Here is a 20,028-nt window from a genome sequence, read left to right on the forward strand (position 1 = left end):
GTGACGACCCGCATTGTGCACCGGCCGGCGCGCACGGTCTATCCGCCCCCGCAGCAGGACCCGCACGAGGTCGAGGCGCCGCCCACCCTGCCCGACGGCAACGCGCAGGGCGGCCAGTTGATGACCCTGCTGCCGATGGTCGGCATGATGGCCTCGCTCACCATCATGATGGTGCTGCGGAACCCGGCGTTCATGGCGTTGGGCGCGCTGGTCCTCGTCGTCGCGGTGATCGCCGGCGTCGGCATGCTCTTCTCGCGTCGCGGCCAGGCCGCCCGGCAGCGCCGCAACCAGCGGGAGCTGTACCTGGAGTATCTGGAGGAGCTGCGCGAGGAGCTCGGCGAGCGGGAGCGGCGCGCCCACGCGCACGCCCGCCTGCTGGACCCTCCCCCCGAGGCGCTGTACGACATCCTGCGCGACCCCACCCGGCTCTGGGAGCGCCGCCGCAGGGACCGGGACTTCCTCCGGGTCCGGATCGGCACGGGGCACATGCCGGGACGACCGCTCCGCCTCGCCGAGCGCGGGAGCGCGCTGACCCCGAACGACCCCTTCATGCTCTCGGAGGCCCGGGCCGCGATCCGGCGCTTCGAGACCGTGCCCGACATGCCGCTCACCGTGCCGCTCGACATGGTCGGCAACGTCAGCGTGATCGGCGCGCGCGAGGACGTGCTGCGCGTGGTGCGGGCCGTGGTCGCCCAGCTGGGCGCGTTCCACGCCCCCGAGGACGCCGCGCTGGCGGTGATGCACCCGGCGGCCCGCGCGGCCGACTGGGACTGGTTGAAGTGGCTTCCGCAGGTCCTCGACCAGCAGCGGCGGGACGGCGGGGTCAGCGCGCGGCTCATCGCCTCCAGCCCGGCGAAGCTGGGCGCGCTGCTCTCCGACGAGCTGCGCTCCCGCACCGACTTCGCGGCCGAGGTCCGGCGCGGTATGGGGAAGCGCGAGGCGTACCGGATGATGCGCCGCCTGGTGGTGGTCCACGACACCCACGGCGGGGTGGCGAGCGAGCTGGTCCGGCCGGACGACGCGGTTTCCCCGGCCGCCCTCGGCGCCACCGTCGTCCACCTGGTCGCCGACCAGGTGGAGGAGCCCGGGGACGTCAGCATCCGGCTGACCGTCTCGGGCGACCAGGTGCGGGTCGAGGACCTGCGTTCGGACGACCCGCGGACGTTCACCGGCACGGTGGACGACGTCTCCGCCGCCACGCTCACCGGCCTGGTCCGGATGCTGGCCCCGCTCCGGCTCTCCCAGGAGTCGATCGAGGAGACGGCGGCCTCGGGCGGCAGCGTCGACTTCACGACCCTGATGGGCGTGGCCGACCCCGGGAGCATGGACGTGCGGCGCCTGTGGGCGCCGCGCAGCGAGCGCGCGTTCCTGCGGGTGCCCATCGGCGTCGACGACCTTGGGCAGCCCGTCATCCTGGACCTCAAGGAGTCGGCTCAGCTCGGCATGGGGCCCCACGGGCTGTGCGTGGGCGCCACCGGCTCGGGCAAGAGCGAGATGCTGCGGACCCTGGTGATCGCGCTCGCCGCGGCGCACTCGCCCGAGCGCGTCAGCATGGTGCTGGTGGACTACAAGGGCGGCGCCACGTTCGCGCCGTTCGAGACGATGCCGCACGTCGCCGGGGTCATCACCAACCTGGAGGACGACGCCGCGCTGATCGAGCGCGTCTACGCCAGCCTGTCGGGCGAGGTGCAGCGCCGCCAGCAGGTGCTGCGCGACGCGGGCAACGTGGCCAACATCGGCGACTACGCCTACAAGCGGGCGCACGATCCGAGCCTGCCCCCGCTCCCGCACCTGCTGGTGATCATCGACGAGTTCGGCGAGCTCCTGACGGCCCGCCCGGACTTCATCGAGCTGTTCCTGTCCATCGGGCGGATCGGCCGGAGCATCGGCGTGCACCTGCTGCTGTCCAGCCAGCGGATCGAGGGCGGGAAGCTGCGCGGCCTGGAGACCTACCTGTCCTACCGGCTGGGACTGCGCACCTTCTCCGAGGAGGAGAGCCGCACCGTACTGGACACCCCCGACGCCTTCCACCTGCCCGCTCTTCCCGGGTTCGGGTACCTCAAGGTCGACACCAGTGTCTACCAGCGCTTCAAGGCCGGCTACGTCTCGGGCGGCTACCGGGGCCCGGTCGCGGACGAGGAGGAGGACGAGCAGCGGGACCGCCTCCCGGTGCGCCCGTACTCCGCGTACAACACGGCGGGCGCGTCCGGGCGGGCCGGGGCCGCGGACGCCGACGACGAGCCGGGCCTGCCCGAGCGCACGGTCGGGCCCACGCTGCTGGACGTGATGGTCGGGCAGCTGGTCCGGCACGGGGAGCCCGCGCGCAGCATCTGGCTGCCGCCGCTGCCGTCCGCGACCACGCTGGACCTGGTCGCCGGCCCTCTGAAGATCACCGACGACGCGATGCGGCTGCCCGGGGCCCCCGAGCCGCTGCAGGTGCCGGTCGGCCTCCTGGACGACGCCACCAAGCAGTGGCAGGGCCTGTGGAACATCGACCTCTCCGCCTCGGGCGGCCACCTGGCGATCATCGGCGGCCCGCAGACCGGCAAGACGACCCTGCTGCGCACCATGGTGCTGTCCATCTCCCTGACCCATTCGCCGACCCAGGTCGCGGTCTACGCGCTCGACCTGGTCGGTGGCGGCCTGCAGGCGCTGTCCGACCTCCCCCACGTCGGCGGTGTCGCGGGCCGGACCGACGCCGAGCGGGTGCGCCGCACGGTCGAGGAGGTCCGGGGCATGCTGGAGCACCGCCAGGAGGTCTTCCGCGACCGCGGCATCGACTCGGTCCAGCAGCTGCGGCGGATGCACGCCAGAGGCGAGGTCCCCGAACTCCCGAGCGCCGACATCGTGCTGTGCGTCGACGGCTTCGGGGCGATCCGCAACGACTTCGAGGAGATCAACGACATGGTCTCCGACCTCCTGCAGCGCGGCGGCGGCTACGGCATCCACGTGGTGGCCGCGATGCTGCGCTGGAACGACGTGCGCATGGCCATGCAGTCGAACTTCGGCCAGCGGGTGGAGCTCCGGCTCAACGACCCGTCGGACTCGTCGGTGGACCGCAAGCTCGCCGAGACGATCAGCGCGAAGACCCCCGGCCGCGCCCTCACCGACGGCAAGCTCTTCGGCCAGGTGGCCCTGCCCCGCGTCGACTCGCTGCCGGACGACGACAACCTGGGCGAGGTCGTCGAGAAGACGGCCCGGGCGATCAACAGCTCGTGGCGCGGCCCGACCGCCCCGCCGGTCCGGGTGCTGCCGTACCGGCTGCCCGCCCGCACCCTGCCGGGCCCCGACCGGGAAGACCGGCTGGTGCCGATCGGGGTGGACGAGCGCGCGCTCGAACCGGTCCTGCTCGACCTGTTCGACCGCGACCAGAACCTGCTGGTGCTGGGCGACGGCGAGTGCGGCAAGACCAACCTGCTGCGGCTCGTCGCCGAGGGGCTGATGGCCCGCTACACCCCGCAGCAGGTGGTGTTCGCGGTGATGGACCCCCGGCGGACGCTGCGCGGCGTGATCCCCGAGGCCTACCTCGGCGGATACGCGAGCAACGCGCGGGTGTGCGCGGGGCTGGCGGGCGGTGTCGCGAAGGAGCTCGAGGGCCGGATGCCCGACGACGCCGACCCCGACAAGGGCGAGGGCGGCGAGCTGGGCGGTCCCCGCATCGTCGTGCTCGTGGACGACTACGACGTCCTGACCACGGCCGGGCAGAAACCCCTGACCCCGTTCGTGCCGTTCGTGTCCAACGGCCGCGACATCGGGCTGCACTTCGTGGTGACCCGCCGCGTGGCGGGGGCCGGACGCGGCCTGTACGACCCGCTGGTGCAGGCCATGCGGGAGATCGGCACCAGCGCGGTGCTCATGTCCGGCGACCGCGGCGAGGGGCAGATCTTCCCCCGGGTGTACGCCAACGCGCAGCCGCCCGGGCGGGGGCGGTGGATCCGCCGGGGGGAGGCGGCCCATCTCATCCAGACCGGATTGCTGGACGCGGAGAAGGAGAACCGTTGACGTACGACGTGGTCGCACTGGTTCAGCGGGCCCCGGATGTTCGGGCCCTGGTGGACGGGATGGTGCGGGCGGGAACGGATCTGAAGGTGCGGGGCGGCGGTGACGGCGCCGTCATCCAGCTCTGCGACGACGAAGGACGCCCCCTGCTGAGCATCGAGGCGGCGCAGCGGGTCGCGGTCGCCAGCGAGGTGGAGCGGCTGCTCGGGGCCGGGACGGCCGCCCTGATGCCCGACCCCTGCTGGTGGGTGGAGGCGCGGGCGTCGAGTGCCGAGGCGGAGGCGGTGGCGCTCGCGCACCGGTTCGCCGACCGGCTGGTCGACAGGCTCGGCGGCACGGTCTGGTCGTCCCGCCCCCGGCTCCGCCAGGGCGCGCTGCCGGGAGGTGGGGCACGGTGAACCACCCGGCGATCGACATCGTCACCGAGAAGACCGCGGTGGCCGTCCAGGACAGGCCCGTGGTCCCGCTGGCGTCGTGGCTGACCGACGCGGTGTCGGCGTGCGGGCGGAGCGGGCGGGGGTTCCAGGTGCTCTCCTCCGCGGAGTCCCGCCTCACGTTCGCGCTGCGGACCGTGCTGAACAGCGTCAAGGCCAGATGGGTGGTCGAGGAGCCCGACGGCGGCGGGCACTACGACGGGTTCTCCGGGATCCCGCTGGTGTGGAGCGGGAACGCGGCGTTCGTCCCGGCCCCGGGGGAGCAGGACCGGTCCGGCCCCTCCCGGACCTTCGTCCGCGACGCCTCCGACCTCGGCAGCCAGCTCCTGGTCGACCTCCGGGTACTGCACCCCGCCGGCGAGGACCTGGTCCTCGGCGGAGCCGCCGAGACCCTCGCCCAGACCCTCGGCGAGGCCGACCCCGCCGGATGGGGGACGAGCGAGCCCGCCCTGTCGATGTGGGACCGCGCCGCGCTGACCGCGCTGTGCCGGCGCCGGACACCCCAGGCGACCTGGTTCACGTTCGCGGGCCCGGGCGGCTGGGCCCGGAGCTTCGTCGGGACCCAGCGGGTGTCGCGCGTGACCTCGGGGGTGAAGGAGACCATCAGCTTCGCGGTCGGCTACGCGAAGGAGGAGGAGATCCCGCTCGACCGGCTCGCCGCACTGGCCGAGGAGTTCACCCGGCAGGGGATCCTGCAGACCATGACGGTGCAGCGCACCACCGGGCGGCCGGACCTCACGTACGAGCCGTACTGGTCGGGTGTGCCGATTCCGGTCGGGATGGCGGTCGGCGCGGAGGGCGTGGCCGAGATCGGCCTCGACCGCGCGCTCGCGGCGCCGACCCGGGGCCGGACCGTCGGCCCGCGGCGCGCGCCGTCGGTGTGGTACCGGATCGGCGACGGAACCGACCCCGACGCGTGGACGGGGTTCAGGGAGCTGATGACGCACCTGCGGCCGGAGGGCCCGGAAACCGTGTAGGGAAGCTCCGGCGCGGGGTGTTCCGGGCACTGGTCGTCCGGGTGGGTCGTTCGACCTCACGCCACGCGGATCACGAGGTGTCGGCGGGCGGGGCCGGAGGGCCGCGCGTGCCCGCCGGATGTCCGTGACGCGGCGATTCGAGGCCGCTCCCGCCCCCACCCGGAATGATCGTGGGCTTTCTGCCCTTCCCGGCCCCGAAACGGGCAGAAAGCCCAAGACCGTCAACAAAACCACCGGTGCCCGAATTCACCCCCGCGTCGGAACCTCCATAGCCGCCGGGGCCTCACCGGTCGCCCGGGGGTCTCCGGCTTTCAGGCCGGAGCGGAGGTCATTCCTGTGCGGCCTGCTGGATCCGGGCGAGGGTCAGGACGTCGCCGCCGATGCCCCAACCGCCGTCGGGCACCTCCTCCACGAGGACCAGGGTGGTGGCGCGGGCGCGCTCACCGTAGATCTCGACGTACAGGTCGGTGGTGCGGGTGACGATCTCCTTCTTCTGCTCGGGGGTGAGTGTCTTCTCCGGAACCTTGAAGTTGGCGAAGGGCATGGTCCTGCTCCTGTTCGTGTTCTGCGTGGTGGTGTGGTGGTGTTCGGTCGTCGCGCGGGTCAGACCATTCCGCCGTTGACGTAGACGGTCTGGCCGTTGATCCAGCGGGCGGGCCCGGCCAGGAAGGAGACGACCTCGGCGACGTCGCCGGGGGTGCCGAGCCGCTCCATCGGGTTCATTCCCGCGATCCGGTCGACGGTCTCCTCGTCCTTGCCCTCGAAGAACAGCTCGGTGGCGACGGGGCCGGGGGCGACGGCGTTGACGGTGATGTCGCGTCCGCGCAGCTCCCTGGCCAGGATCAGGCTGACCGCCTCGACCGCGCCCTTGGACGCCGCGTAGGGGGCGTAGCCGGGCATCGCGGCCTTCTCCGCCGAGGTGGAGAGGTTGATGACGGCTCCGCCGCCGCGGACCCGGCGGGCGGCCTGCTGGTTCACCACGAACGTGCCGCGGATGTTGGTGCGGTGCATCCGGTCGAGGACGGCCAGGTCGAAGTCCGCGACGGGGCCCATGGCCATGATCCCGGCCGAGTTCACGACCACGTCGACCCCGCCGAACTCGCGCTCGGCCGTGTCGAACAGCTCCGCGACGGCGGCCTCGTCGGCGATGTCCGCTTTCACCGCGATCGCCGTCCCGCCCGCGGCGGTGATGCCCTCGACCGCGCCCCCGGCCTCCGCGTCGTTGCTCGCGTAGGCGATCACGACGGCCTGGCCGTCGGCCGCGAGGCGCTCGGCGGCCGCGCGGCCGATCCCGCGCGACCCGCCGGTCACGATCGCGACCCGGCGCCCGGTGCTGGTGTCGCTCATGGCGGTCCTCTCTCCTTCGGCGGCCCGGTGGACCACCTCGTTGATTTCGCTGCTAACTAAAACATGTAATCATTGATATCGTCAAGTCGATAACAAGCAGGTGTTATCGTCGGTCACATGAGTGAGCGCTCGACGACGACGCGGGAGCGGATCGTCCACGCGGCCGCGACACTGCTGGCGGAGGGCGGCCGCGACGCGGTGTCCACGCGCGCGGTCGGCGCCGCCGCCGGGGTGCAGGCCCCCACGATCTACCGCCTGTTCGGCGACAAGCAGGGCCTTCTCGACGCCGTGGCCAGCCACGGCTTCGCCGTCTACCTGCGCGGCAAGACGTCCCGGGAGCACGACCCGGACCCGGTGGAGGACCTGCGGCGGGGATGGGACCTGCACGTGGAGTTCGGTACGACCAACCCGGCCTTCTACACCCTGATGTACGGTGACTTCCGCCCGGGAGCGGCCCCCGAGGCCGTCCGCGAGTCCGCCGAGATCCTGCACGGGCTCGTGCTGCGCATCGCCGAGGCGGGGCGGCTGCGCGTCGGCGTGGAGCGCGCGGCCCGGATGATCCACTCCGCCAGCAGCGGGGTCGTCCTGAGCCTGATCTCCACCGCCCCCGGGGACCGCGACCCCGACCTGTCCCGCCTGGTCCGGGAGGCGGTGCTCGCGGCGGTGACCACCGACCCGCCGGGAGAAGCCCCCGACCCCGCCGACGACAGGGCGGCCAGCCACGCCATCGCCCTCAAGGCCGCCCTGCCCCGGAGCACTCCCGCCCTCACCCCGGCCGAGCGGGACCTGCTGTCGGAATGGCTCGACAGGATCTCGCGCGCGGGGTCCCGGTGACCCGCGCCCGAGGCCGGGTGGACGAGCCGCGCTTCGGTTCTTCCCGCCGATCGTGACCTCTTCGGGGTCCCAACCGCTTCCGAGACCCCAAAGAGGTCACGATCGGCAAGCTTCAGGGCCGCCGCAAGTCGTCACCGTTTGAAGCCAAACGACTCTGGAAAGTGACTGACATGCTCCCCCCGCCTTCCCGACTGAGGAGAGTCCATGACCAGGATCTTCGACGAGAAAACCGCGGCCACGCGGACGACCGGTCTCCCCCAGACCCCGGGCGGTCAGCCGCTGGGCCGGGACGTGATCTTCGACTACCTGCGCGCCGCCGGGATCGACAGCGTCTTCGGGGTACCGGGGACGAACGAGATCCCGATCATCGACGGGACGGACGCCGACGGCGAGGGCGGGATCACCTACGTCCCCTGCCTGCACGAGAACATCGCGATGGGCGCCGCGATGGGGTACGCGCGCGCCACGGGCAGGCCGGGCGTGGTGGAACTGCACGTGACCCCGGGCGCGGGCCACGGCCTCGGCAACCTGTTCAACGCCCACAAGTCACACATCCCCGTCGTGGTGCTGTGCGGGCAGCAGCACAGCAACCTGCTGATCCAGGAGCCGCTGCTCGCCTCCGACCTGGTCCAGGTCGCGCGCCAGTACACCAAGTGGGCCTACGAGGTGCGCGGCCCCGACGAGATGGGCATGGCCATGCAGCGGGCGATCAAGACCGCGCTGGCGCCCCCGACGGGCCCGGTGTTCCTGTCCATCCCGTGGGAGTTCACCATCCAGCCGGTGGAGACGCCCTCCGACTCCGCGGCGCGGGGCAGGACCACCAGGATCGCGTCCGGGTTCACGGGCGACCTCTCGGAGATCCGCCGGGCCGCCGTCGCACTGGCGGGCTCCGCCCGGCCGATCGTCGTCGCCGGGGACGGCGTCGGCGCCGCTGACGCGTGGGACGAGCTGCGCGAACTCGTCGAGGCGATCAACGCCCCGGTCTACACCGAACCGCTCAGCAGCTACATGAACTACCCCAACTCGCTGCCGCACTGGCAGGGCCCGCTGCCCTCCACCCAGGAGGGCATGCGGGAGGTGTTCCGGCTGCACGACCACGCGTTCCTGTGCGGGTTCAACGGCCAGGCCCAGGTCGTGGTCTTCGACTGGGACGACGGCCCGCTGATCCCCGACGGGGTGCGGCAGATCTACCTGCACAACGACCCCTGGGAGATCGGCAAGAACTACTACGGCGAGATGGCGATCCTCGGCGACATCAAGACGACCCTGCCGGTGCTGACCCGCGAGGTGGGCGAGTGCCAGAGCCCCGTGGACAGGAAGGCCGCCGAGGCGCGCGGCGAGCGGATCAGGGAGATCGACGACGCGCAGCGCAAGGGCGTGGCCGACCGGCTCCGTGCGGCCGAGTCGTCGGTGCGGGACCGGCAGATCCCCGCGACCCTGGTCGCCAAGTGCCTGGCCGACCTGCAGGAGAGCCGGAACCTCTCGCTGACGTTCGTCGACGAGGCGATCTCCGACAGCCCGGCGTTCCAGACGCACCTGAGGTTCGACCGCCCCACCGGCTACCTCGGTTCGGAGGGCGGGTCGCTGGGGTACTCGATGCCCGCGAGCCTGGGTGTCAGGAAGGCCCTGGGCGAGAACGAGGTCGTGGTCAACGCGGTCGGGGACGGGTCCGCGCTCTTCTACCCGCAGTCGTGGTGGACCGCGCACCGGCTCGGCCTGGCGATCCTGTACATCGTCATGAACAACGGCGAGTACAAGACGCTGATGAGCGGTCTGAAGGAGATCTGGGACGTCTACGGGTGGCATTCCACGGGCTATCCGAAGTTCCCCGAGTACCTCGCCCTCGACGGGGAGAGCGTCCCGGGCCCGCGCGCCTCGGGGGAGAGCGTCGGAGGCGTTCCCGACGCCAAGCGGGGCGTGGACTACGTCCACCTGGCCGGGGCCTACGGAATCGGCGGCAGGCGCGTCTCCAGGTACGCGGACCTGGAGACCTCCCTCGCGGAGGGGCTCGACCAGGTCGCCAAGGGGCGGTCGTACCTCGTCGAGGTCCTCACCGACGACAAGCTGCCCTCCCGGGAGAGGGCCCAGGACTTCACCGCGTTCGGGCCGCCCGTCAGGTTCAGCGAGTTCTTCGGCCCGATGTGACGGACCGCCGGCCCCGAACCGGAAGTCCCCACTCGGAGGAGACAGCGATGGCGGATTCGGCGACAGCACCGGCCTCGACGGAGTCCTGCGACTACGCGATCGCCGGAGGTGGCGTATGCGGCCTCTACACCGCCTGGCGTCTGCTGAAGGACGCCCAGGAGAACAACAGGGCCCGCAGGGTGGTGGTGTACGAGCAGAGCACCCGCGTCGGGGGGCGGCTGCTGTCGTGGGTACCCGTCGAGGGGCTGCGCGCCGAGCTCGGCGGTATGCGCTTCTTCGAGCAGCAGCAGCTCGTCCGGCGGCTCCTGGAGCAGCTGGGGCTCGGAGAGGAGGTCGCCGACGTGCGCGTCGACGACCCGGGCCCGCCGTGGAACCCGCGCGGGGCGCGGACGGCCGCGGGGGACGACACGACCGCGCGGGGACGCTGCCTGCCGGCCCCCGGCGAACGAGGGCGGTCCGCGGTCGAGCTGCTCGTCGGGGCATTCGACAGCGTGCTCCGGGAGAAGGCGAACGTCGACGTCTTCGACCAGCGGCTCGACGGCCGGACCCCGCAGACGCGCGAGGACTGGGACGAGGTCAAGCAGCACCTGACGTACGACGGCAGGAAGCTGTGGCACGTCGGCTTCTGGAACCTGCTCGCGGACAAGCTCTCCTTCGAGGCGTACGACCACATCGTCGACTCGTTCGGCCACTACAGCCTGGCCAGCAACTGGAACGCCGCCGAGGCCATGCGGAGCATCATGCTGGAGTTCGTGCAGGACCCCGCGTACAAGACGCTGTCCAAGGGGTACGAGAGCCTCCCGCGGTTCCTCGCCGAGCAGGTCACCGCGCTCGGCCGCAGGGTCAACGGCCGCGGGTGGGAGACGATCCGCAGGGAGCACCGGCTGCGCGGATTCGACGAGTCCGGCGGGAGGGTCCGGCTCATCCTGGCCACCGGCGCGAAGGACGTCGCGGCCGACGCCGGGAGCCTGGTGCTCGCCATGCCGCGACGGTCCCTGGAGGCCCTCGAGACCACCCCGGCCTGGAACATCCGGGCGGACCACGAGCTGCGCGGCCTCGTCCGGTCCGTCAAGCCGTACCCGGCGTTCACGCTCTTCCTGCTCTACCGGACCCGGTGGTGGGAGCGGCACGGGTCCGGCTCCCGGTGGCTCCGGCACGGGCGGTCCGTGTGCGACCCGCCCATCCGGCAGACCTACTACATGCGTCCCGACGCCTGCGAGGAGAGCGGCGGCGACTGCCCGCCGTACGGGGTGCTCATGGCCTCCTACGACGACGCGCGCACCGTCGACCACTGGAGCGGGCCCGAGTCGCCGTCCGGCCTGAAGGCGGAGCTGGACGCGCGGCTCGGACAGGAGACGCCCGAGGCCGCCGCCCTGCTCGGGAACCTCTTCTACGCCGCGGTCGGCCACGGCGGCGAGGCGCGGACGGGGCCGCACGGCGACTGGTGGAAGGACCCGCCCGCCCACGTGCGCAAGGCCGACGAGAAGATGATCGAGGAGACGACCGAGCAGCTCGCCGTCCTGCACGGGATCTCTCCCGGTGACATCCCCGCCCCGGTGATCGGCGCGTACGCGGACTGGACGAGCGACCCGTTCGGCGGCGGATGGAACTTCTGGCGCCCCCGGACGGACGTCAAGGACGTGATGGAGCGGATCAAGAAGCCCCTGAAGACGACGAACGCCTTCGTCGTCGGGGAGGCGTACTCCGGCGAGCAGGGCTGGGTCGAGGGCGCCCTCACCACCGCGGAGTCCGTCCTCCAGAACCACCTGGGCGTGAACCGGCCGGACTGGCTCAGGGGCTGCTACCTCGGCTGGTGACGGAAACGAAAGCCGAGGCCCGGGAGCGCGGAGGGCCTTCCGGCCGGCTCCGCTTCCGGCCGGTCGGTGCCGCTCCGCTCCGGGGTTTCGCGCCGGGCGCACGGGGCAGCCGGTCTGGCACGGCCCTCGGCGCGGGATCTCCGGGGGCCTCCACGCTTTCCGGGAGAGAGGCCACGGGCATGGGGAACCGCAGCGGATCCGACACCGTCAAGGACTGGCCCGAGGAGTCGCGCGAGGCGGCCCGACTGGTCATCGACACCTACGGCGAGCCGGAGGAGGCGACCGCGTCGGAGCTCACCTGGCGCGGTGCCGGGCCGTGGAAGCGGGTGGTGGCCTCACGGACCTTCCACGAGCACCGCTTCCCGGCTCCGCACATCGACTCGGTGCGGTCGTTCGTCGACTACCGGGTGCCTCCGGAGAAGTGCGCGCCGCTCGCCCTCTTCGACGGGAGCGTGGTCGTCGACCGCACCGCGGGCGAGGTGTCCGCCCGCTGCCACGACGAGCAGGCGAACCTCCTCGCCCTCAACCTCATGCACGACATCGTCTCCGGCGACAGGAGCGTGGAGGACGCCCGCGCCTACTACGCCAAGGAGTTCGCGGACTACCGGCGCGGGGAGCCCACCCCCTACATGAAGAAGCTCCGCTTCCTTCCGGGGGAGAACACCGCGGACCCCGACGAACGCGTCCTCTCCGACGAGGACCTCGAACGCGCCGCCGAGGAGGGGAAGCGGAAGGCGTAGCCCGCCTCCGGCGGGGATCCCGCCGAGGCGGCCGGGACGGCGGCGCCCCGACCAGTCCCGGGACGACGCGGGCGCGCCCGGCCGTCAGCCCGCCAGCACCTGGGGCGAGACCGTCTTGAGCATCGCGTTGGCCCACCGCATCTGCCGGAGGGTCTGCGGGTGGCACCGCTTGGTGAGCGCGAGCAGGTCGGTGCCCCCGACCGCCCGCGCGCCCTGGCCGAGCAGCTCCAGTCCACCGACACCCCGGCGGCCGCGCGGTGCAGCCGCCGCAGGTCCGCCAGGAGCAGCAGGGCCGGTTCGGGGCGGCGGCCCAGCGGTTCGCCCGCCTTCTCCCGCACCCCGTCGAGCAGCCCCGGATCGTCCCCGCCGGGTTCGCTCGTCTCCAGGCCGTAGCGGCGCCCCGCCTCGACGAGGTCGCCCTCGGCGATCCCGGCCTCCTCTCGCCGCGCGGAAACGCGGGGCCGCCGCTACCCGGAGGGGGCGGGCGCAAACCGGGGGCGGGGCCGGCGGACGCGCCGCTACCGGCCCGTGGCCTCCCGCTCGATCCGCTCGATCCCGTGCGGCCCGTCGGGGAGCGCCTCGGCCTCCCTCCGCTCCAGGTGCGCCAGGACGGTCTCGCTGATATCGGCGAGCGTGTCGATCTGCTCCTCGGTCAGCAGGTCGAACAGGTCGGCGCGCAGGCGCGCGGTGTGGTGCGGGGTGGCCTTCTCGATGGCGCACCGGCCCTTGTCCAGCAGACGGACCACGGCGCTGCGGGCGTCCGCCGGGTTGGTCTCGCGGCGGACGAGCCCGCGCTCCTGCATCCGGCGGAGCTGGTGCGAGAGCCGGCTCTTCTCCCAGCGCAGTTCGCAGCGCAGCTCCCCCGCGCTCATCCGCCCCTCGGGGCACTCCCTGAGCGCGACCAGGATCTCGTAGTCGGCGTAGGAGAGCCCGGCGTCCTTCAGCAGGCTCTGGTTCAGGCACGCCGCGAACCGGGCGGACATGCGGTGGTAGCCGGTCCAGGACCGGAGTTCGCGCGCGTTGAGCCGAGCGGGTTCAGCCATGGCACCAGGATAGTTGAGGTTGACACATCATCCAATGGACATAAGGTTGACTCGTCAACTAGAAGCTCGGAACGCGGAACGGCCCGCCCGGCACCGGACGCGCGACCGCGCACCGACCGGACCACACAGGTGGAGACGCCCCCATGACCGACTACGGCCACGAACTCCGGTTCGGCACGTTCATCACCCCCGCCAACCGGGAACCCGACCGGGTTGTCGGCCTCACCCAACTCTCCGAGGAGGTCGGACTGGACCTGGCGACCTTCCAGGACCACCCCTACCAGTCCGCGTTCCTGGACACCTGGACCCTGCTGTCCTTCCTGGCCGCGCGCACGAGCCGCATCAGCCTGTCGGCGAACGTGCTCAACCTGCCGCTGCGCCAGCCCGCCGTCATCGCGCGCAGCGCGGCCAGCCTCGACCTGCTCAGCGGCGGCCGGATCGAGCTGGGCCTGGGCGCGGGCGCCTTCTGGGACGCGATCGCGGCGATGGGCGGGCGGCGGCTCTCCCCCGCGCAGGGCGTGACGGCGCTGGCCGAGGCGGTCGAGATCATCCGCGGGATCTGGGACGCCGACGAGCGCCGCGCGCTCCGGGTGGACGGGGAGCACCACCAGGTGTCGGGCGCCAAGCGCGGCCCCGCGCCCGTCCACGACATCGGGATCTGGCTGGGCGCCTACAAGCCGCGCATGCTCCGCCTGACCGGGCGGGTGGCCGACGGCTGGCTGCCCTCCCTGAGCTACCTGCGGCCCGGCGACCTCGCCAAGGGCAACGCCGTCATCGACCAGGCCGCGATCGACGCGGACCGCGACCCGCGCGACGTCCGCCGCCTGCTCAACATCAACGGCGCGTTCACCGCCTCGGGCGGCGGGCTCCTCAACGGCCCTCCCGCGCAGTGGGTCGAGGAGCTCGCCGCACTGGCCCTCGACGACGGGGTGGGCACCTTCATCCTGGCCTCCGACGACCCCTCGTCGATCCAGCGCTTCGGCGAGGAGGTCGCCCCCGCGGTCCGGGAGCTCGTCGCGGCCGAGCGCGCGGGGAGCCGCGGACCGTCGGCCGCGCCCGCGCCCGCGCCGCTCTCCCCGCCGGAGGCCCCCCGGGAGGCCGGAGCCGGACCGGCCACGGCGGCCCCCGCCGCCGGAGGGCAGTACGAGCGCCTGGGCCTGGCACCCACCCCCGACGACGGGAGGCGGTTGAGCGCCACCCGGAGGTGGGACGAGTCGGCGCGCCCCGTCCGGCCGGAGTCGGGCGCCGACACCGTCTACAACGCCAGGGGCAGGGCCGCCGGCAAGCACCTCATCGACGTCCACGACCACCTGCGCGACGAGCTCGCCAAGGTCAGGGACCTGATCGACCAGGTGCGCTCGGGCGCGCTGGGAGCGGGCCAGGCCCGCTCCGCGATCAACGAGATGACGCTGCGCCAGAACAACTGGACCCTCGGGGCCTACTGCTCCTCGTACTGCCGGGTGGTCACCCAGCACCACACGCTGGAGGACGACTCGGTCTTCCCGTACCTGCGCGCCGCGGAGAAGGCCCTCGAACCCGTCATCGACCGGCTCACCGAGGAGCACCACGTGATCCACGGGGTGCTGGAGGACGTGGACCGCGCCCTGGTGGCGTTCGTGGAGCACCCGGACGACTTCGCCCCGCTCCAGGAGGCGGTCGACGTCCTGACCGACACCCTGCTGTCGCACCTGTCCTACGAGGAGCACCAGCTGGTGGAACCGCTGGCCCGCCACGGCTTCTACCCCGGCCAGGTGTGACCGCGCCGGGCGGCCTCAGGCCGACGGCCCGGGAGCGGTCCGCCTGGCCAGGGCCAGGACGGCGATGTCGTCCCTGGGCGCGCTCGCGGTGAAGTCGCGCAGGTCCGCTTCGAGCGTCCGGACCACCCGCGCCGGGGAGGCGCCCTCCCGGCCGCCCAGGCGCTCCTCCAGCGGGTAGAAGGAGCCGGCGGGGTCACGGGCCTCGGTGACCCCGTCGGTGCACAGCAGGAGGACCGCGTCGGGCGGGAGGTCGAACCGCTCGACGGCGCGGGGCTCCGGGATGAGGCCGCCGAGGCCGAGCGGCACGGACGCCTCCGCCAGCGGCACCTGCCCGGCGCGGCCGCCGCGCAGGACGTGCGGCGGGACGTGCCCGCAGTTGACGACCCGGACCTCTCCGGTGTCGTCGATGTCCAGGACGAGCGCGGTGACGAAGCGCTCGGGCTCGCCGTTCTCCTCGGCGAAGGCGTTCTGCCGCACGACGGCGTCCTCCAGGAGCCCCACGAGACCGGAGAGGTCCGGTTCGCCGTAGGCGGTCACCCGGAACATCTCGAGGACCGCGAACGCGGCGCCGACGGCGGGCATCCCCTTGCCCTGGACGTCGGCGATCAGCACGCGGGTGCCGTACCGCGTCTCCACCACCTCGTAGACGTCGCCGCCGACCATGCTGTCCTCCTCGACCGGCCAGTACAGGCCGTCCACCTCGACCTGCCCGGTGCTCAGGGGAAGCGGCCGCAGGATGCGCCGTTGCAGGGCGGCGACCGCCGAGCGCAGGCGGTCGATCTCCTCCTCCTTGCGCGTCCGGTACCAGGACGCCGCGACGGCCAGCCCCCCGAACCCCGCGACGAAGAGCACCGAGAGCGGGTTCCCGCCGAGCTCGTCCCGGTAGGCGAACACCCCGACCACCACGACGAGCACCCACATCCAGGCGAAGGCGGTCTGGCGCACCGTTCCCATGCCCGCGACGAAGGCGGGCAGGAAGACGAGGAACGGCACCAGCCCCGTGAACGGCCCCGCGACGAAGGCCGGAACGAGGACCACCGCGGTGACCCCCACGACCCAGGAGGCGAGCGCACCGGAGGAGAAGGGGAGCCGCCCCATCCCGTCGCCGTCGGTAGTGCTCACTGTGGCTCCCGTCCACGAGTCGTCCGGGAGGCTCACCGGATCACTGACGGGACAACCCCGCCGGCCGGGGGTGCGAGGACGGCCGGGTGAACGCTCCTGGCCGGAGCACTAGCCGTTCCCCGCACCCGGCAAACACCTCCCGCCCCGCCCCGGTGGACCGGCCCCGGACGACCGGCCCCGGAGGAACTCCCGGTCAGTGGGTTTCGATCCGGACCGGAGGGTAGCCGTGCCCGCGAACCCACACCGAGGGGAGGCACCTCATGGCAGTCCTTCGCGACACCGAGGCGCTCAAGACGATCCTGTCCGAGCTGGACTTCCCGGCGGGCAAGGACGACATCGTCGCCCACGCCGAGGGCAGGGGCGCGTCCCGTGAGACCCTCAGCGGGCTGCGCGCGATCCCGTCCGCCGACTACTCCGACGCGGGCGAGGTGCTGCGGTCGGTCCCGACAGCCGCGACGCCCCGGCCCCGCCCGGGGACCGGACAGGCCCGGCGGCGGCGCACCCACGGCCGGTCCGATGCCGCCGAGCAGGCGAGGGACACCGAGGAGAACTCGATCGAGTCCGACCCCTCCCTTTGACGCCGCGGCGGGGTCAAAGGGAGGGGCGACGACCGCTACTCCCCCTCCGGCGGCTCCGTGGCGCGCACCACCACGACGGGGACGGGGGACCGGTGCAGCACCGACCGGCTCACCGACCCGAGCAGCAGCCCGGCGACGCCGCCCCTGCCGCGCGACCCCACGACGACCAGGTCGGCGTACCCGGCCGCGCCGATCAGCGCGCGCGCCGGAGGCTCCTCCACGACGCGCACACGCACCGGGACGAGAGCGGACTCCTCCGAGCGCGCCCCGGCGACGAGTTCCTGGATGTGCTTCTCGTTGCGCGACCGGAACACCTCGTGGTCCATGGAGTAGCCCGCGGCCGCCAGCGCCATCGAGTCCAGCGGCACCGGCAGCTGCCAGGCGTGCACCACGGTGAGGTCTCCGTCGGCTCGGGCCGCCTCGCGCAGCGCGAAGCGCAGCGCCTCACCCGAGACGCCGGACCCGTCGACCCCCACCACGACGCGCCGTCTGCGGTCCGGCGCGCCGACCGCCTCGGCCGGGACCACGACGACCGGGCAGGCCGCCCGGGCGCTGACGCCCACACTGGTGGAACCGAGCAGGAGCGAGGCGACCCCGCCGTGCCCCCGGGAGCCCACGACGAGCAGCCGCGCCCCCTCGGACTCGGCGACCAGCGCGCGGATCGGTTCACCCCCGTCCGTCCGGGTCCGCACCCGCAGCCCGGGGTGGGCGGCCCTGACCCTCGTCTCGGCGTCCGAGAGCACTCCGACGGCGCGCTCCACCAGATCGTCGGGGACGGGGGTGAAAGGCGCGCCCATCGCGTGGACGACCAGCAGCCCCGTCCCGCGTTCCACCGCGGCGCCGGCCGCCCAGTCGAGCGCGGTCTCACTTCCCTTGGAACCGTCCACACCGACCACGACCCCGTGACCGGCCCGCTCCTCCGTGCTCTCCGCTGCCACCTGGTTCCTCCGTTCAGAGACGCCCGCGCTTCCTTGATATCCCGGTTCCCGCGGGGCGGGCAGTGCCGATCGGGGGAGCCGGGCGGGACGTTGGTCCCTGGTGCCGCTACCCCGGGGGGAGGGACTTCCGTCCCGGGATCCGAAACCGATGGTCCGCGCTTGGCCGGGGCTTCGGGGGGCATCATCGGAGAAAGGGCCGCTGCCTCGGGAAGCGCCCCGGGACACACGGGGATCTGGGAGGAACCGTGAACCTCAGCAACGATTCGGAACGGGCACGGGGAGACCTCGGCCGCAGGGTGGCCCGCCGCCGGGCCGAACTCGGGCTCTCCCAGGAGAAGCTGGCCGAGCTCGCGGGGATGGCCGCCGGGTACATCGACTACCTGGAGCGCAACCCGCCCAACCTCAGCCGCGGGGCGCTCGACCGGCTGGCCGAGGCACTGCGCACCAGCCCCGAGGCCCTGCTGGGAGCCGACTTCGACGAGCCCGCGGGCGCGCACGGCACCCGTGTCCCGCTGCCGCGGCTGCGCGCGCTGGACTCCCAGGAGTGCATGGAGCTGATCAGCGCGGGAGGCGTGGGCCGCGTCGCCTTCACCGTCCCGGGGGAGTCGGCGCCCACGGTCCTGCCGGTCAACTTCCTCGTGGCCGGGGACGGCGTGGTCTTCCGCACCGCGGCGCACGGGGCCATCGCCCGGTACGCGGCCTCCGGCCAGGTCTCCTTCCAGGTGGACCGCCTCGACGGCGCCATGAGCGAGGGGTGGAGCGTCCTGGTCGTGGGCCGCGCCCGCCCGGTGTACGAACCCGCGGAGCTGTCGGCGCTGCGCGCCACCGCGCCGGTCCAGCCGTGGGCCCCGGGGGAACGGGACCTGTTCATCATGATCGTGCCCGCCAGGGTCACCGGCCGCCGCGTCGAGAACGAGGCGCCCCTCTGAGACCTCGCCCACTCACCGTCGGCGGAAGGGGCACGGGGGATCACCCGAATGGACCCTCCACGTCCGGCCGGACGGCGGTTCCACATCGGCGATCCGGGGAAGCTCCGGCGCGGGGGGATTCGGCGCGCCGGTGCTTCGGGTGGGTCGTTCGGCCTCATGCCGTGCGGATCGCGAGGTCACGGCGGGCAGCGACGGCGGGTGCCGGTCAGGGCCGCGCCCATGACGTCCGTCGCGTGAGGGTTCCGTTGACGGTCGTGGGCTTTCCGCCCTTCCCGGCCCCGAAACGGGCAGAAAGCCCACGACCGTCAACAAAACCACCGGTGCCCGAATTCACCCCCGCCGGAAACTCCATAGTCTTCGAGGTAAGGCGTCCGGAGAACGAGGAGAAGGCACACCGCAATGCCAGTTTCGCAGCAGAACCCCGTCGTGGCCGGTGTCGACGGTTCGGACAACGGCGCGCGGGCGCTCGATTGGGCCGCCCGGGAGGCCGCCCGATCGCACCGCCCGCTGCGCGTGGTGAGCGTCACCGAGAAACCCGGCGTCCTCGCCCGCTTCGGCCTCGCGCCGGACGGGGCGTCCGTCACGGGGGCGTCCCAGCGGATCGTCGACGCCGCCGTGGAACACGTGCGCGCGTCCCACCCGGGGACGGAGGTCTCGGGTGCGGTCCTCCCCGGCCCTCGGGACCGGGCGCTGGTGGCCGAGTCGGGGAACGCGCACCTGATGGTGGTGGGCTCGCGCGGTCTCGGCGGCGTGGAGTCGCTGTTCGCCGAGTCGGTCGGCGCGGAACTGGCCGCCCGCGGCGCGTGCCCGGTGGTGGTCGTCCCCGAGAACGCGGTCACGGCGGAGACGACACGGGTGGTCGTGGGGACCGACTGCTCCGAGGGGTCCCGCGCCGCCGTCCGCCTGGCCTTCGAACAGGCCGCGACCCGGGGGGTCGCGGTGCGCGCCGTGCTGGCCTGGGAGTCCACGGCGTTCGCGTGGCCGGAGGAGGGCGACGGGGACTGGCCCGCGGACCAGGAGCCGACCGTCGACCGCGTCCGCGCCCGGCTCGCCGAATTCCTGTCCGGGGAGCGCGCGGCGTATCCGGACGTCCCGGTGGAGGAGGTCGTGGTCCCGGGCGCGGCGGCCCCCTCGCTGGTCCAGGAGGGCGGCGGCTCGGACCTGCTCGTCGTGGGCTCCCACGGCCGCGGTGGCATCGCGGAGGTGATCATGGGGCTGGGTTCGGTCAGCCACGGGGTGCTGCGCCACTCCCGGTGCCCCGTGGCCGTTGTCCCGACCCGGACCGCCTCCGTGCCGACCGGCACCGGTGACGGACCCGGCGAATAGGGCGATACCGTTCACGCCGAGCGGTGGACAGTGCTGGATCAG

The 20,028-nt window shown here is 73.1% G+C and carries 17 protein-coding genes; 12 read left to right on the forward strand and 5 right to left on the reverse strand.

The window, feature by feature from the left end:
• The 3 genes from eccCa to EV190_RS12065 are packed head-to-tail and all read left to right on the forward strand — an operon-like array spanning window position 1 to window position 5,410.
• Window positions 1-4,002, forward strand: coding sequence for a type VII secretion protein EccCa (eccCa, locus tag EV190_RS12055; protein WP_133741620.1), 4,002 nt, complete (start codon window positions 1-3; stop codon window positions 4,000-4,002).
• Window positions 3,999-4,397: a hypothetical protein gene (locus tag EV190_RS24070; protein ID WP_166655450.1), complete on the forward strand. Its 399-nt coding sequence runs from the start codon at window positions 3,999-4,001 to the stop codon at window positions 4,395-4,397. Before eccCa ends, EV190_RS24070 begins: the two co-directional genes overlap by 4 nt.
• Entirely contained in the window at window positions 4,394-5,410 is a 1,017-nt protein-coding gene (locus EV190_RS12065; RefSeq protein ID WP_133741621.1) for a DUF6177 family protein, read from the forward strand. The genes EV190_RS24070 and EV190_RS12065 overlap by 4 nt, the downstream gene beginning before the upstream one ends.
• A gap of 328 nt (window positions 5,411-5,738) precedes the next feature.
• Here the strand turns inward: EV190_RS12065 and EV190_RS12070 are convergent, their stop codons facing one another.
• Window positions 5,739-5,954 carry a 4-oxalocrotonate tautomerase family protein gene (locus EV190_RS12070; RefSeq protein WP_133741622.1) on the reverse strand — a complete coding sequence of 72 codons (216 nt, stop codon included), beginning with the start codon at window positions 5,952-5,954 and terminating at the stop codon, window positions 5,739-5,741.
• Window positions 5,955-6,013: 59 nt separating this feature from the next.
• Window positions 6,014-6,757: an SDR family oxidoreductase gene (locus EV190_RS12075; RefSeq protein ID WP_133741623.1), complete on the reverse strand. Its 744-nt coding sequence runs from the start codon at window positions 6,755-6,757 to the stop codon at window positions 6,014-6,016.
• A 117-nt stretch (window positions 6,758-6,874) separates the two neighbouring features.
• On the opposite strand from EV190_RS12075, the gene EV190_RS12080 reads away from it, so the two are divergent.
• The 5 genes from EV190_RS12080 to EV190_RS23405 all read left to right on the forward strand — a co-directional run bounded on the left by EV190_RS12080 (window position 6,875) and on the right by EV190_RS23405 (window position 12,686).
• The gene (locus EV190_RS12080) at window positions 6,875-7,591 is read left to right on the forward strand and encodes a TetR/AcrR family transcriptional regulator (RefSeq protein WP_133741624.1); all 717 of its coding nucleotides are present in this window, start codon (window positions 6,875-6,877) and stop codon (window positions 7,589-7,591) included.
• Between the two features lie 204 nt (window positions 7,592-7,795).
• Window positions 7,796-9,736, forward strand: coding sequence for a thiamine pyrophosphate-binding protein (locus EV190_RS12085; protein WP_133741625.1), 1,941 nt, complete (start codon window positions 7,796-7,798; stop codon window positions 9,734-9,736).
• 47 nt (window positions 9,737-9,783) lie between these two features.
• Entirely contained in the window at window positions 9,784-11,553 is a 1,770-nt protein-coding gene (locus EV190_RS12090) for a flavin monoamine oxidase family protein (RefSeq protein WP_133741626.1), read from the forward strand.
• 179 nt (window positions 11,554-11,732) lie between these two features.
• Window positions 11,733-12,293 carry a hypothetical protein gene (locus EV190_RS12095; RefSeq protein WP_133741627.1) on the forward strand — a complete coding sequence of 187 codons (561 nt, stop codon included), beginning with the start codon at window positions 11,733-11,735 and terminating at the stop codon, window positions 12,291-12,293.
• A gap of 159 nt (window positions 12,294-12,452) precedes the next feature.
• Window positions 12,453-12,686 carry a hypothetical protein gene (locus tag EV190_RS23405; RefSeq protein WP_166655451.1) on the forward strand — a complete coding sequence of 78 codons (234 nt, stop codon included), beginning with the start codon at window positions 12,453-12,455 and terminating at the stop codon, window positions 12,684-12,686.
• 125 nt (window positions 12,687-12,811) lie between these two features.
• Here the strand turns inward: EV190_RS23405 and EV190_RS12105 are convergent, their stop codons facing one another.
• Window positions 12,812-13,336, reverse strand: a complete 525-nt coding sequence (locus EV190_RS12105) for a MarR family winged helix-turn-helix transcriptional regulator (RefSeq protein ID WP_133741628.1) — start codon at window positions 13,334-13,336, stop codon at window positions 12,812-12,814.
• 143 nt (window positions 13,337-13,479) lie between these two features.
• Between EV190_RS12105 and EV190_RS24420 the strand changes: the two genes are divergently transcribed.
• The gene (locus EV190_RS24420) at window positions 13,480-15,093 is read left to right on the forward strand and encodes an LLM class flavin-dependent oxidoreductase (RefSeq protein ID WP_133741629.1); all 1,614 of its coding nucleotides are present in this window, start codon (window positions 13,480-13,482) and stop codon (window positions 15,091-15,093) included.
• 15 nt (window positions 15,094-15,108) lie between these two features.
• Here the strand turns inward: EV190_RS24420 and EV190_RS12115 are convergent, their stop codons facing one another.
• A complete protein-coding gene (locus EV190_RS12115) occupies window positions 15,109-16,215 on the reverse strand; it encodes a PP2C family protein-serine/threonine phosphatase (RefSeq protein WP_133741630.1) in 1,107 nt (368 codons plus the stop codon).
• Between the two features lie 260 nt (window positions 16,216-16,475).
• Here EV190_RS12115 and EV190_RS12120 point away from each other — a divergent pair, with 260 nt between their 5' ends.
• Entirely contained in the window at window positions 16,476-16,793 is a 318-nt protein-coding gene (locus tag EV190_RS12120; protein WP_133741631.1) for a DUF2795 domain-containing protein, read from the forward strand.
• A 35-nt stretch (window positions 16,794-16,828) separates the two neighbouring features.
• On the opposite strand, the gene EV190_RS12125 is transcribed toward EV190_RS12120, so the two are convergent.
• Window positions 16,829-17,731, reverse strand: coding sequence for a universal stress protein (locus EV190_RS12125; RefSeq protein ID WP_133741632.1), 903 nt, complete (start codon window positions 17,729-17,731; stop codon window positions 16,829-16,831).
• A gap of 245 nt (window positions 17,732-17,976) precedes the next feature.
• Between EV190_RS12125 and EV190_RS12130 the strand changes: the two genes are divergently transcribed.
• Together EV190_RS12130 and EV190_RS12135 are read left to right on the forward strand one after the other, a co-directional pair.
• The gene (locus EV190_RS12130; RefSeq protein ID WP_243742526.1) at window positions 17,977-18,660 is read left to right on the forward strand and encodes a helix-turn-helix domain-containing protein; all 684 of its coding nucleotides are present in this window, start codon (window positions 17,977-17,979) and stop codon (window positions 18,658-18,660) included.
• 399 nt (window positions 18,661-19,059) lie between these two features.
• Entirely contained in the window at window positions 19,060-19,986 is a 927-nt protein-coding gene (locus EV190_RS12135; protein WP_133741633.1) for a universal stress protein, read from the forward strand.
• The last annotated feature ends 42 nt before the right edge of the window (window positions 19,987-20,028 follow it).

The sequence above is a fragment of the Actinorugispora endophytica genome (assembly GCF_004363075.1).
Taxonomy (GTDB): domain Bacteria; phylum Actinomycetota; class Actinomycetes; order Streptosporangiales; family Streptosporangiaceae; genus Actinorugispora; species Actinorugispora endophytica.

What these genes read in the sequence shown, in the direction of transcription:
- EV190_RS12070 (WP_133741622.1), bottom strand. Translation starts at nt 5,954, where the DNA reads ATGCCCTTCGCCAACTTCAAGGTTCCGGAGAAGACACTCACCCCCGAG.
- EV190_RS12075 (WP_133741623.1), bottom strand. Translation starts at nt 6,757, where the DNA reads ATGAGCGACACCAGCACCGGGCGCCGGGTCGCGATCGTGACCGGCGGG.
- EV190_RS12080 (WP_133741624.1), top strand. Translation starts at nt 6,875, where the DNA reads ATGAGTGAGCGCTCGACGACGACGCGGGAGCGGATCGTCCACGCGGCC.
- EV190_RS12085 (WP_133741625.1), top strand. Translation starts at nt 7,796, where the DNA reads ATGACCAGGATCTTCGACGAGAAAACCGCGGCCACGCGGACGACCGGT.
- EV190_RS12090 (WP_133741626.1), top strand. Translation starts at nt 9,784, where the DNA reads ATGGCGGATTCGGCGACAGCACCGGCCTCGACGGAGTCCTGCGACTAC.
- EV190_RS12095 (WP_133741627.1), top strand. Translation starts at nt 11,733, where the DNA reads ATGGGGAACCGCAGCGGATCCGACACCGTCAAGGACTGGCCCGAGGAG.
- EV190_RS12105 (WP_133741628.1), bottom strand. Translation starts at nt 13,336, where the DNA reads ATGGCTGAACCCGCTCGGCTCAACGCGCGCGAACTCCGGTCCTGGACC.
- EV190_RS24420 (WP_133741629.1), top strand. Translation starts at nt 13,480, where the DNA reads ATGACCGACTACGGCCACGAACTCCGGTTCGGCACGTTCATCACCCCC.
- EV190_RS12120 (WP_133741631.1), top strand. Translation starts at nt 16,476, where the DNA reads ATGGCAGTCCTTCGCGACACCGAGGCGCTCAAGACGATCCTGTCCGAG.
- EV190_RS12135 (WP_133741633.1), top strand. Translation starts at nt 19,060, where the DNA reads ATGCCAGTTTCGCAGCAGAACCCCGTCGTGGCCGGTGTCGACGGTTCG.